The sequence below is a fragment of the Salininema proteolyticum genome, from assembly GCF_042685645.1.
Classification (GTDB): Bacteria; Actinomycetota; Actinomycetes; order Mycobacteriales; family Micromonosporaceae; genus Salininema; species Salininema proteolyticum.
In genome coordinates this window covers 1,220,028-1,231,805 of the sequence record NZ_JBHUNX010000001.1, presented here as the reverse complement: position 1 = coordinate 1,231,805, position 11,778 = coordinate 1,220,028, and the positions used below count along the sequence as shown (strand labels likewise).

Annotated in this window: 10 protein-coding genes; 5 read left to right on the top strand and 5 right to left on the bottom strand. The window is 72.2% G+C overall.

All coding sequences use genetic code 11. The features are described from left to right. Position 1 precedes the first annotated feature (1 nt). Positions 2–802, top strand: a complete 801-nt coding sequence (locus tag ACFTE1_RS05790; protein WP_380625198.1) for an alpha/beta fold hydrolase — start codon at positions 2–4, stop codon at positions 800–802. A gap of 42 nt (positions 803–844) precedes the next feature. Here the strand turns inward: ACFTE1_RS05790 and ACFTE1_RS05785 are convergent, their stop codons facing one another. Both ACFTE1_RS05785 and bioB read right to left on the bottom strand, forming a co-directional pair. Continuing rightward, positions 845–1,651, bottom strand: coding sequence for an NAD-dependent epimerase/dehydratase family protein (locus tag ACFTE1_RS05785; RefSeq protein ID WP_380625196.1), 807 nt, complete (start codon positions 1,649–1,651; stop codon positions 845–847). Positions 1,652–1,852: 201 nt separating this feature from the next. Beyond that, entirely contained in the window at positions 1,853–2,917 is a 1,065-nt protein-coding gene (bioB, locus tag ACFTE1_RS05780; RefSeq protein WP_380625194.1) for a biotin synthase BioB, read from the bottom strand. A gap of 225 nt (positions 2,918–3,142) precedes the next feature. On the opposite strand from bioB, the gene ACFTE1_RS05775 reads away from it, so the two are divergent. After that, positions 3,143–3,376, top strand: a complete 234-nt coding sequence (locus ACFTE1_RS05775) for an SHOCT domain-containing protein (RefSeq protein WP_380625192.1) — start codon at positions 3,143–3,145, stop codon at positions 3,374–3,376. Positions 3,377–3,460: 84 nt separating this feature from the next. On the opposite strand, the gene ACFTE1_RS05770 is transcribed toward ACFTE1_RS05775, so the two are convergent. Continuing rightward, entirely contained in the window at positions 3,461–4,345 is an 885-nt protein-coding gene (locus tag ACFTE1_RS05770) for an ArsR/SmtB family transcription factor (protein WP_380625191.1), read from the bottom strand. A 155-nt stretch (positions 4,346–4,500) separates the two neighbouring features. On the opposite strand from ACFTE1_RS05770, the gene ACFTE1_RS05765 reads away from it, so the two are divergent. After that, the gene (locus ACFTE1_RS05765; protein ID WP_380625189.1) at positions 4,501–5,760 is read left to right on the top strand and encodes an MFS transporter; all 1,260 of its coding nucleotides are present in this window, start codon (positions 4,501–4,503) and stop codon (positions 5,758–5,760) included. Between the two features lie 102 nt (positions 5,761–5,862). Further along, entirely contained in the window at positions 5,863–6,627 is a 765-nt protein-coding gene (locus tag ACFTE1_RS05760) for a protein-L-isoaspartate O-methyltransferase family protein (protein ID WP_380625187.1), read from the top strand. Between the two features lie 123 nt (positions 6,628–6,750). Here the strand turns inward: ACFTE1_RS05760 and ACFTE1_RS05755 are convergent, their stop codons facing one another. Continuing rightward, positions 6,751–7,323: a hypothetical protein gene (locus ACFTE1_RS05755; protein ID WP_380625185.1), complete on the bottom strand. Its 573-nt coding sequence runs from the start codon at positions 7,321–7,323 to the stop codon at positions 6,751–6,753. Between the two features lie 170 nt (positions 7,324–7,493). Here ACFTE1_RS05755 and ACFTE1_RS05750 point away from each other — a divergent pair, with 170 nt between their 5' ends. Further along, positions 7,494–10,292 (top strand): helix-turn-helix transcriptional regulator, encoded by a 2,799-nt coding sequence (locus ACFTE1_RS05750; protein WP_380625183.1) that lies wholly within the window; start codon positions 7,494–7,496, stop codon positions 10,290–10,292. A 63-nt stretch (positions 10,293–10,355) separates the two neighbouring features. Here the strand turns inward: ACFTE1_RS05750 and ACFTE1_RS05745 are convergent, their stop codons facing one another. Further along, a complete protein-coding gene (locus ACFTE1_RS05745) occupies positions 10,356–11,750 on the bottom strand; it encodes a GntP family permease (RefSeq protein ID WP_380625181.1) in 1,395 nt (464 codons plus the stop codon). Positions 11,751–11,778 lie beyond the last annotated feature (28 nt).

Here is an 11,778-nt window from a genome sequence, read left to right as displayed (position 1 = left end):
CATGCCCGAACGCCGACTCGTCCTCAACCACCACCGCACCGGCCGCGGCGAGCCGCTCCTGCTGCTCCACGGGATCGGACACCGCTGGCAGGCCTGGGAGCCCGTCATCGACCTGCTCGCCGCCCACCACGAGGTCATCGCCGTCGATCTCCCCGGGTTCGGGCGCTCGCCCGTGCCGCCCGAGGGCATGCCCGCCACCATGGACAAGGCCGTCGCCGCCGTACGCCGGTACCTGGAGGAGAACGGGATCGAGCGGCCCCACGCGGCCGGCAACAGCCTTGGCGGCGGCATCGCCCTCGAACTGGCCGCCGCCGACGTCGCCGCCAGCGCCACCGCCCTGTCCCCGGCGGGCTTCTTCACCCCGGAGGAGGCCCGGGCCGGGCTCCGGAGGCTGACGGCCATGCGCGCCTCCACCTACTTCCCGAACCCCCTGCTGTCCCTGGCCCTGCGGGTTCCGACGGTGCGGAACTCCAGTTTCGGGCAGATCCACACGCGGCCCGAGGCCCTGGACCACCGCCGCCTGGTCGGCGACGCCCTGTCCCTCCGCCGGGGACGGGGGTTCCGGCCGGTCAAGAGGACCGGGCCGTCCTACGTGTTCCTGGGCAGGCCCAGCGTGCCGGTGACGGTCGCCTGGGCCGAGCACGACAGGATCCTACCGATCGCCCAGGCCGAGCGAGCCCGCGAGCGCCTGCCCGAGGCACGGCACGTGACCTTGTCCGGGTGCGGGCACGTGCCGATGGGCGACGATCCGGAAGCGGTCGCGAAGGCCATCCTGACCACGACCGGCGCCGCCCGGGACTGAGGACGGCCGCGGCCGGCGGGCGGTTCCCGTGTCCGGGGGGGGTTACTCCCCCAGCGGCGCGATGGTGAAGCGTCCGCCCACGTACCGGTGCGCGGGGTCGGCCGGGTCGATCGGCCCTTCGGCGGCCAGTATCCGCTCGGCGAAGGCCTCCGCGTCGTCCTCGGGGCGGTAGCCGATGGCGTCGCCCCCGGCCGTCGACCACCAGCGCCTCGTATTGGCCGACACGCCCCACACCTGGCGGAAGCCGGGAGAGGGGGCGTCCAGGGCGGCCTCCACCAGCCTGGCGCAGTCGTCGAGCGAGAGCCAGGTGGACAGGGAGCGGGCGTCGTGCGGGGTCTCCCGGCACGTTCCGATGCGCAGGCAGAGGGCGTCCATGCCGAAGCGGTCGGCGTAGAGGCGGCAGAGGGCCTCGCTCGCCACCTTGGTGACGCCGTAGTAGGTGTCGGGGGCGAAGTCGACGTCGTCGGGGAGGCCGCCCTCGGGCAGGTCGTCGCGTTCCTGGAATCCGCTCGCGTGGTTCGAGGAGGCGTAGACGAAGCGGTCGATGCCCTGCGAGCGGGCCGCTTCGAGGGCCACCTGGGTGGAGTGGAGGTTGGCCTCGCTGATGTCGTTCCACGGCGCTTCGCCGGGGATGCCGGCGAGGTGGACGATGGCCGACACGCCTTCGGCCGCCGCCTCCATGGCCTCGGGGTCGGTGGCCGATCCGCTGACGATCTCGACGTCCTCACCCGGGGCCGGGGGTTCGGCGGCGGCGATGTCCAGGAGCCGGAGGGGCCGGTTCAGTTTGCGGCGCAGGGCGGTCCCAATCAGCCCGGCGCCGCCTGTGACGAGTACTGGTTTGCTGCTCATGCCCATAGCGTATCTCTTGGGCGTGCGGCGCACGCCGCCCATGCGCGCTTGGACGTCGAGTGCGCATGGGAGGGGCGGGGATCGGGTCCGGGCTACCGGTAGCGGGCCCGGCCGGGGCGCGTTCGGCCGCGCAGGCCTTCGCGCGCATGGGGAACGGCGTTCCCTCCGCCGGGAGTCCCCCCTGCATGGGCGGCGGGTCGTCTAGGCGTTCGGCGCCGCCTCGGTTCCGGCACCCCTCTTTCGAGGCTGGGGTTTGCTCCGGCCCTCCTCCAGGGTGTTGCCCTCTTCGGGGACCAGTCCCGCGTCGGCGATCAGCTCGCGGTCGGCCGCGGCGGCCTGTCCTTCGCTGGTGAGGTAGTCGCCGAGGAAGATCGAGTTGGCGATGTGCAGTGCCGTGGCCTGGTAGCCGCGCAGGTGCGCCTCGCGGCCGGCGGCCAGGCGGATCTCCGTGGCGGGGTGGGCCAGGCGCATCATGGCCACGATCCGCAGGCACTGGCGCGGGGTGAGCTCCCAGGTTCCCTCCAGGGGAGTGCCGTCGAAGGGCAGCAGGAAGTTGACCGGGATGGAGTCGACGTCGGACTCCCTCAGCTGCAGGGCGACGTCGACGAGGTCCTCGTCGTCCTCCCCCATTCCCGCGATGAGGCCCGAGCAGGGCGACAGTCCCGCCCCTTTGGCCTTTTCCACAGTCTCGAGCCGGTCGGCGTAGGTGTGGGTCGTGCAGATGTCGTCGTAGTGGCGCTGCGAGGTGTTGACGTTGTGGTTGTAGGCGTCGGCGCCGGCCTCGGCGAGCCGCCGGGCCTGGCCCTCCTTCAGCAGTCCCAGGCAGGCGCAGACCTCGACGTCCGGGTTCTCGCGTTTGACCTGTTCGATGGCCTCCCCCACGCGCTCGACGTCCTTGTCGGTCGGGCCGCGCCCGGAGGCGACCATGCAGACCCGGCTGGCGCCGCCGGCGACGCCGGCCTTCGCGGCCTCGGCGGCCTTGTCGGTGCTCAGCCACGTGTACTTGAGGACGTCGGCCTCGGAGCCCAGGCGCTGCGAGCAATAGGTGCAGTTCTCGGGGCACAGGCCGCTCTTGAGGTTGACGAGGTAGTTCAGCTTGACCCGGTTGCCGAAGTGGCGGTAGCGGAGTCGGGAGGCGGCGGCCACCACGTCCATGAGCTCCGGGTCGGGGCTCTTCAAAACGGCGAGAAGGTCCTTCGCGTCGGGGGCCGCACCGGTGTCGGCGGCTTCCAGCAATCGCGGCAATGCGGTCGAGGTGTCGCTCATGCCCTCATGCTGACACATCGACGGTCGCCATTTTTTGGAGGATCCCTCTAATGCGAGTTGTGGGGACTCTATAGGTGCCGACATGCCCATTGCCGGGCCGGGAACCCCGGACGAGAACGGAGGCGGGCGACTTTCCTCGCGAATTCTTATCCGCTCGGTCCCGGCGGGCCCTCGACGCCGGGCGCCGACCGGTTCATACTGGGGGTCGAGGAGGTGTCGGCGACAATGATGGACGGAATGGGCATGGGAGGCGGATTCGCCATGATGCTCGGAATGGTCGTCTTCTGGGGCCTGGTCATCTGGGGCATCGTCGCCTTGGTGCGCACGAGCCCCCAGAGCCGGCGGGTCACGGGCGGCCGCGACGCGGAGAAGCTGCTCGCCGACCGTTACGCCCGCGGCGAGATGGACGAGAACGAGTACCTGGAGCGACTGGGGATCCTGCGGGGCACCCGAGGCTGACCTCCCGACCCGAAGACGGCGGTCCGACCTGCGTCCAGAGGCTCGGCGACCGGGCCCCGCCCGAGCACGGCGACCGGTCCCGCGTCACGACCCGGCCGCAGAGGACGCGATCGCCTCGCCCGCCGTCGTCCGGGAATAGTGCACGTACCGGCCGACGCGGAACCGCCGGACGACGCCCGCCGCGTGCAGTACCTTCAAATGCTGGGACACCGCTCCCGGCGTCAACCCCGTCGCCTCGGCGAGCCCCGTGGTCGTCGCCGGGTCGGCCAGTGCGGTGAGCACGGCGGCCCTGCCCCTCCCGAGCAGCGCCGCGAGCGCCTCCGTCGGTTCGCGCGGCCCCGAGTTCCAGAGTTCGGCCGTGCCGCGCGGCCGGTAGCGGAGGACCGCCGTTCCCGGCGGGTGGACATAGGAGTGGACGCTGTCCCCGGCGAAGACCGAGGGGACCAGGACCAGGCCCCGTCCCTCCAGGGCGACGTCGCCGGAGAAGCGGCGGTGGCGGACCGAGAGCACTCCGTCGCGGTAGGAGACTTGCTCGGAGAGGTCGGAGAACACCGCCGCGAAGCCGCCTTCGACGAGCATTCTGGTGCGGTAGAAGATGTCCCGTTCGTTCACCCGCCGGATGGCGGGCCAGTGCGGGGCGACGGCGGCGTTCCAGTACCGGCGCAGCCGGCCGGTCAGGTCCGCGTCGTCCCCGGCCATGTCGCGCAGTTCGGTCGCGAAGTCCGGGCCCGATCCCAGCGGCACCGGGACCAGTTCATGGGGTATCCCCCTCTCCTCGTCCGGTACGAGGTCGAAAAGGGGCCGAAGCTCCGTTCCCGCGACGCGGCGGGCGACCTCCCGCCTCCACGGGGCGAACTCGGCGCTCCGCGGGCGACGGAGCTGCCGCAGGCTCGCGATCGCCTCCCAGAGCGGCGAGATCGCGAAACGGGTCGTGGCGAGGTCCTCGGCTCCCAGGGCGATCGTCAGCATGCGGCCTCCCACAGTGAGTCGTTCCGGTCGCGGCCCTCCTCGGGCGCGACTCGGGGCGCCGTTCGCGCCGGCCCCGGAACCACGGCGTCCCCCCAGTCAATTTAGCAGCGGCTTAATCCTCAGGATTCCCGCCCTGCGGGGCACACCATGGGCGCATGTCGACCGCTTCTCTCTCACCACGACGCGAACCCCCTTCCCTCCGTTCCCATCGCGGCTTCCGCACCCTCTTTCTGGCCGGGGTCGGGTCCAAGCTCGGCGCGAACCTCGGCGCCGTCGCCTTCCCGCTCGTGGCCATCCTCGCCCTGGACGCCTCGGAGGGCCAGGCGAGCGCCGTGGCGGTGTCGACCACGGTCGCCGCCCTGCTGCTCGGGCTCCCGGCGGGGCCGTGGACGGACGGGCACTCCAAGCGCGCCATCATGATCGCCTCGGACGTCGGCAGGGCCGCGGCCCTCGTGTCGGTGCCCTTGGCGTGGTGGTTCGAGGTCCTGACCCTGCCGCACCTCTTCGCGGCGGCCTTCCTGGCCGGCACCGGTCGGCTGTTCTTCGACGTGGCGCAGCAGAGCGCGCTTCCCTCGCTGGTGGGCCGCGATGGACTGACGTCGGCGAACTCCGCGATCGTCTCGCTCGACGCCGTTCTGCACGTGGGAGGGCGGGGCCTGGGCGGGTTCCTCGTCCAGGCGCTCACCGCTCCGGTGGCGCTGCTCGTCGAGGCGGCCGGCTACCTGTGGTCGGCACTCCTGCTGACCAAGCTGCCCGCCGACCGCGCCGCGAACCGGGGGAAGGCCCTCCCGTTCGGTGCGGCCCTGCGCGAAGGCGGGCGTTTCGTCTTCTCGCACCCCGTGCTGCGGCCCCTCGTCCTCGCCGGCGGGCTCAACAACCTGGCCTCGCAGACGATCGTGGTCATGCTGCCGTTCGTGGTGCTCCGCGACCTGGGCCTCTCGGCCGCGTGGTTCGGCGCCTTCCTCGCCGTCGGCGGTGTCGGGACGTTCTTGGGCGCGAGCCTGGCCCGGCGGCTGACCGACCGGCTCGGCCAGGGCCGACTGCTGTGGGCGACCGGCGCCTTCGCCGCCCCTTTCGCCCTGGCGGTGCCGACCATGGCGTCTCCTCTCGGATTCGGCCTGGCCACAGTGGCCTGGGTGGTCGTGTGCGCGTCGTTCGGGGTCGACAACGTCGTCAAGGTGTCGCTGCGCCAGCGCCTCACCCCAGACCGGTTGCTGGGGCGGATGAACTCGGTGTTCCGGTTCGTCCTGTTCGGGACGATTCCACTGGGCGCGGCGCTGGGCGGTTTCGTCGGCGCGACGTGGTCGGCCCGTTCGGCGCTGTGGACCGGCGCGGCGATCATGGCCGTGCAGTGGCTGATCGTCTTCTTCTCCCGCGCCAGGAGGTCCGACGAGTTCGAGTCGACGGAGGCCTAGTCCGGCTCCGACCGCTCACGCGGCGGTTCGCGACGGAAGGGGGGCGCCTCCAACGGCGATCGGTCTTCCGCCGCCCCCTGATCGCGGTACGGTGTGGGTGACATGCGGGAGCAATGGAGGCGGATGGTCGCGGCGCTGCGGAGGCGCGGCTCGCTCACCCCGGACCTGGAGGCGGCCTTCTCCGCCGTGGACAGGGCCGACTTCCTCCCCTTCGCGCGCTCGGACGAGGCTTACTCGCTGCAGCCGCTCATCACGCAGACCGACGGCGCGGGGGTCCCCACCAGCACCTCCTCCGATCCCGAGATCATGGCCGACATGCTCGGCGCACTCCGCCTCTCCGAGGGGACGAGGGTGCTCGAGGTCGGCACCGGCACGGGCTACAACGCGGCCCTCCTCGCCCACGTGACCGGAGCGGAGTGCGTGACCACCGTGGAGGTCGACCCCGAACTCGCCGACCGCGCGGCGGAGAACCTGGAGCGGGCCGGGTTCGGCGGGGTCGACGTCGTCTGCGGCGACGGCAAGCGGGGCTTCGCCCCGAACAGCCCCTACGACCGGGTCATCGTGACCCACGCGGCGGGCGACGTGGCGCCGGCGTGGCTGGAGCAGACCCGCGCCGGCGGTGTCGTCCTGCTGCCGTGGGAGAGTCCGATCGGCGCGCAGGTGCTGGCCCGGATGGTCGTCGGAGAGGACGGCGCCGCCGACGGAGGGGTGATCACGCCCTGCGTGTTCCTGCCCGACCGGGCCGCGGCGCGGCGCCGGCTCTCGGACTCGGAGAAGAGCCGTTTCCTGCTGTCCCTGGACAGTTCGTACACGGAGTGGGCGCTGCACTGCGAATCGGACGGCCGCGTGTCGGTGGGACGGCAGTAGGGGGAGCCGCCTTGTGGGCGGCTCCCCCTGTTCATGTGACTGGAGTGAAGTCTTTCCGCCGCGGCGGGCGGCGTGGACGGACCGGACTGTCTCAGGGCTTTCCGTAGCTTCGCCCGGCGGGTGCTACGCGGCCCGGGCCAGGCGCTCTTCCACCTCGACGGGCCGCACATTGGCTCCGAAGGCCCACAGGCTCATGAAGGAGGCCAGGGCCGCGAGCCCGAACAGGCCCCTCCATCCGTAGTACGGCTCGATGGCCATGGCCCCCAGGACGGCCGCGGCGGCGACGCCCAGGGCGAGCGCGACCACCCAGCGGACCCCGAAGACGTCCAGGGCCTCCCGGCCCGCCGCGATGGCGAATCCGGCCGCCGCGCCCGAGGCTGCGGCTCCCGCGAAGTAGAGGGCCGGGTGGTGGGACAGGGCCGTCAGGACGGAGGTTCCCATGAGCGCCAGGAGAGCGAGGTATCCCATATCCCGGGAGGCCGAGAGCGCGGCCGTCCGCTTCCCCGCCAGGGCGACGGCGATCGCCGCGACGAGGGCGGTGCCGGCCGGGAGGAAGCGGAGGGCGGGGCTCATGCCCAGGTCCGCGGTCGCCGCGGGCGTCGTGGCGGCGAGCAGGGCTACGGTGGCGGCCGGGGTGGCGACCGCCGTTCCGGCGGAGGCGGCGATGGTGGCGATGGTGGCGATGCGTGTTCTCATGGCCTCCACGCTAGGGGCGTTTCCCTTTGCGCCCATAGGTAAGACGTCCGGGTTCGGCGACCGGGTTCCCCGGTCCCCGGTCGACCCCAGTCACTTGACAGATGCGGTCCGGGCGCGGCGCGGGATACTCTGGTTCTCCTTGGTGACGTCTGCGAATGTTGGGAGTTCCCGTGGTCTACACAGCCCCGTCCCGAGATGATGCCCCCGCCCTCCTCCCGTCCGGCGACCCGCTCGCCCACCTTCCGGCACCCCGGTCATCCCAACTATTGGGACGCGACGACGAGCTCGCGGGTCTCCGGAACCTCTTGGACGGGGCCCGGATCGGCCACGGCGGCGCGGTCATCGTCCGCGGCGAGCCCGGCATCGGCAAGTCGGCCCTCGTGGACGAGGCCGTGGAGTCCGCCCAGGGTGTCACGCTGTTGAGGACCATGGGCGTGGAGGCCGAGCACACCTGGTCGTGGGCGGGGCTCTCCATGCTGCTGCACCCCCTCCTGCACCATGTCGACAAGCTTCCCGAGGCTCAGGCCGCCTCCCTGCGCAAGGCGCTCGGACTGGCCGGCGAGACCCAGTCGACGCCCCGCCTGCAGGTGGGGCTGGCGGTGTTGAACCTGTTCGCGGAGGCGAGCGCGGAGCGGCCGGTGTGCGTGGTGATCGACGACGCGCACTGGCTGGACTCGGACTCGACCGAGGCGCTGCTCTTCGCCGCCCGGCGCCTGGGCACGGAGTCGGTGGCGATGATCCTGGTGGCGCGCGAGGGGTTCGCTCCGGAGTTCCCCGCCCCGGGGATCCCGGAGCTCGTGGTCGGGCCGCTGAACACGGCGTCGGCGGAGAAGCTCCTGGACCGGCGCTCGGAGGACATGTCCTATTCCGGTCGCGACTGGATCCTGCGGCTGGCCAGCGGCAATCCGCTCGCGCTCCTGGAGCTTCCGGTGGGCGACCACGACGACAGCCTGACCGTGTCGAGCAACTCGCGCTTTTCGACGACCTCGCGCATCCGCCAGGCGTTCACCGAGCGCATCATGGCCCTCGACGACGCGACCCAGACCCTGCTGCTGGTGGCCGCCGCCGAGGAGACCGGCGAGACGGCGGTCATCGTGGAGGCGGCCGAGACGATGGGGGCGTCCATGGAGGACCTCGCCCCCGCCGAGAGGGACGGCCTGGTCCGCTTCCAGGGCGGGCGCATCGAGTTCGTCCACCCTCTGATCCGTTCGGCGGCCTATCATTTCGCTCCGCGGCACCGGCGCATCGACGCCCACCGGGCGTTGTCGGAGACCTTCGGCGGCGAGGACATCCGCCACGCGCGCCACCTCGCCGCCGCCACGACGGGCAAGGACGAGAAGGCGGCCGCCGCGTTGGAGTCCATCGCCTCCTACGAGTCGGAGCGCGGCGGCTGCATCGCGGAGATGCAGGCGCTGGAGCGGGCCGCGTCGTTCACGCCCGACCCCGAGGCCCGAGCGCGCCGCCTGGTCCGCGCCGCCCAGAAGGCCTACTCGGCGTGCCTGACGGAGAAGGCCATCGCGTTGGCCGGGAGGGCCGAGAGCCTGACGAAGAACCGGGAGCTGCTGGCGCGAACGGCCCTGATCGAGGCGACGGTGCTCTCCTGGACCGGCGATCCGCGGGCGTTCGACATCTGGATGCGGGCGGCCGACCACTACGCGGCCGGCGGGCACGAGAACACCGGCTACCCGCTGCTGCGCGGCGTGTGGCACGCGTGGGAGACGGGCGACTTCGCACAGATCGACTACGCCGCCCGGCTGGCCGAGTCCTACGGCGGCGCGAACAACACCTGGGCGCGCCGTTTGGCCCGGGCGGCGGCCGGGTTGAACCGCCGCGAGTCGAGCTCCCCGGCCGAGTCCGTCGACGCCCTGCGCAGCCTCTACGACTACTACCAGCCGCTTCACGAGGACTTCACCCGTTTCGACGCCATCCTCTCCGCGCGGTGGCGCCTCCTGGCCGGAGAGGTCCGCAAGGCCTACGAGACCGCCGCCGAGCAGGTCCGCGAGTGCCGCGCCAAGGGAGCGACCTCGCCCCTGGTGCAGGCGCTGCTCGTCCAGGGCGAGTCGCAGCTGATCTTCGGCCGCTACGCCGACGCCACCGCCGCGGCCACCTCGGCCGTCGAGATCCTGCCGGAGCAGGGCGACCAGCGCGCGCTCATGCAGGCGCGCATCTGGATCCTGTTGCCCATCGCCGCCGTCAGGGGCGACGAGAAGCGCTGCCGCGAGATCCTCTCGGCCGCCATCGAGGACGCCCCGGCAGACTCGACGCTCCCGGCCGACATGCACCTGGCGATCCTCGACCTGGGTCTGGGGCGCTTCGAGGCGGCCTATGAACGGCTGCGCCGCCTGGCCTACGGCGACTCGCCGATGTTCTTCATCCGGCAGGTGCCCAGCCTCGTCGAGGCCGCGTTCCGCTGCGGGAGGACCGGCGAGATCGCCGACGTGGTGGACTGGTTCGCCGACTGGGCCGCCGCCACCGGGCAGCGGCACTGGGAGGCGCTCGTGGAGCGCTGCCGGGGCCTGATGGTCGCCGAGGACGAGGCCGGGGCGCACTTCGCCCGGGCCGTGGAGCTGCACCGGGCCGACGACCTGGACCCGTTCGAGAGGGCCCGCACCAGCCTCCTCTACGGGGAGTGGCTGCGGAGGTCCCGCCGGGTCAGCGAGGCCCGCCTGCACCTGCGCGACGCCGTCGAGGTCTTCGAGCGGCTCGGGGCCCGGCCGTGGAACGCGCGCGCCCAGGCCGAGCTGCGGGCCGCGGGCGACTCGGCGGGCGTCGAGTCCGCCCCGGAGCTGGCCGACAGCCTCACCCCGCAGGAGCTCCAGGTGGTGCGCCTCGCCGCCGACGGGCTCACCAACAGGCAGATCGGCGAGCAGCTGTTCATCAGCCCCCGGACCGTGGGCTACCACCTGTACAACGCCTACCCGAAACTCGGCGTCTCGTCGCGCACCGAGTTGGCGCGCATCGAGTTCTGACACGGCGGCGGGGTCGCGGGACTCTCGTCCCCCGACCCCGCCGGCGCGTGGGAGCCTTCCGGGTCAGACCGTGCTCGCGACTCCGAACACGGCCCAGGCGAGGGCGAAGCCGATGACGCCGATGAGCGTCTCCAGCACCGTCCAGGTCTTCAGGGTGGTCTTGACGTCCATGTTGAGGAAGCGTCCGACCAGCCAGAATCCGGAGTCGTTGACGTGGCTGGCGATGACCGATCCGGCCGAGAGGGCCAGCACGATCGCGGCCAGCTGGCCGCCGTTGTAGTCGCCCAGGACGACCAGCGGCTGGACGATGCCCGCCGCCGTGGTCAGCGCGACGGTGGCCGAGCCCTGGGCCACGCGCAGGGCCCCGGCGATGAGGAAGGCGGCCAGGATGACCGGGACGCCCAGGTCCGCCATGGCCCCCGACAGGGCGTCGCCGATTCCGCCGGCGCGCAGCACCGCGCCGAACATGCCGCCGGCGCCGGTGATCAGGATGACCGCGCACACCGGGGCGAGGGCGGAGTTGAGCAGCTTCTCCACCATGTCCTTGCTGCGTCCGCGTGCCGTCCCGAGGACGACGCTGGCGACGAGCACCGTGATGAGCAGGGCGATGGGCGTGGCGCCGACGGCCCGCAGGAAACCGACCCACGAGGCGTCGCCGTCCACCCAGCCCGACTGGGAGGCCATGTCGAGGCCGGTGTTCATGAAGATCAGGACCAGCGGCAGGAGCAGCAGCAGGAGCACCGTGGAGGGCTTGGGCGGGTTCTCGTCGTGCTCGGCCTGTTCGCCGCCGGAGAGGATGTCCGGGACCGGCAGGACGAAGCGCTTGCCCGCCCAGAGGCCGAAGAGGTACGACGACAGGTACCAGGTCGGGATGCCGACCAGCAGGCCGAGCGCGATGACCAGGCCCGGGTCCGCACCGAGCAGGCCGCTCGCGGCGACCGGCCCGGGGTGGGGCGGCACGAAGACGTGCATGACGGAGAAGGCGCCGGCGACCGGGAGGGCGTAGCGCAGGACGCCTCCGCCCAGGCGCCGCGCGACGGTGAAGACGATCGGGAGCATGACGACCAGTCCCGCGTCGAAGAAGATCGGGAAGCCGAACACCAGGCTGGCCACTCCGAGCGCCAGGGGCGCCCGCTTCTCGCCGAAGCGCGAGATCAGGGCGTCGGTCAGCGCTTGGGCGCCGCCGCTGACCTCGACCAGGCGGCCGAGCATCGCTCCGAGGCCTACCAGCAGGGCCACGCTCGCCAGTGTCGAGCCGAAGCCGTCGGTCAGGGTGTCGACGATCGCGCTGGACGGGATGCCCGTCGCGAAGGCCGTCAGGACGCTGACGAGCACGAGCGCCAGGAAGGCGTGCACTCGCAGTTTCACAATGAGGAAGAGCAGCAGGGCCACCGCTACCGCCGCAATGGCGAGCAGCGGGCCGGCGCCCATGGTCTGGGTCCACCCGTCGGTGTTCATCGGGTAAAGCTCCTTTGCTTTAACGGTT

Excerpts from the sequence above, each read along its gene's own strand:
- ACFTE1_RS05790 (WP_380625198.1), top strand. The coding sequence starts at position 2 with ATGCCCGAACGCCGACTCGTCCTCAACCACCACCGCACCGGCCGCGGC.
- ACFTE1_RS05785 (WP_380625196.1), bottom strand. The coding sequence starts at position 1,651 with ATGAGCAGCAAACCAGTACTCGTCACAGGCGGCGCCGGGCTGATTGGG.
- bioB (WP_380625194.1), bottom strand. The coding sequence starts at position 2,917 with ATGAGCGACACCTCGACCGCATTGCCGCGATTGCTGGAAGCCGCCGAC.
- ACFTE1_RS05775 (WP_380625192.1), top strand. The coding sequence starts at position 3,143 with ATGATGGACGGAATGGGCATGGGAGGCGGATTCGCCATGATGCTCGGA.
- ACFTE1_RS05770 (WP_380625191.1), bottom strand. The coding sequence starts at position 4,345 with ATGCTGACGATCGCCCTGGGAGCCGAGGACCTCGCCACGACCCGTTTC.
- ACFTE1_RS05765 (WP_380625189.1), top strand. The coding sequence starts at position 4,501 with ATGTCGACCGCTTCTCTCTCACCACGACGCGAACCCCCTTCCCTCCGT.
- ACFTE1_RS05760 (WP_380625187.1), top strand. The coding sequence starts at position 5,863 with ATGCGGGAGCAATGGAGGCGGATGGTCGCGGCGCTGCGGAGGCGCGGC.
- ACFTE1_RS05755 (WP_380625185.1), bottom strand. The coding sequence starts at position 7,323 with ATGAGAACACGCATCGCCACCATCGCCACCATCGCCGCCTCCGCCGGA.
- ACFTE1_RS05745 (WP_380625181.1), bottom strand. The coding sequence starts at position 11,750 with ATGAACACCGACGGGTGGACCCAGACCATGGGCGCCGGCCCGCTGCTC.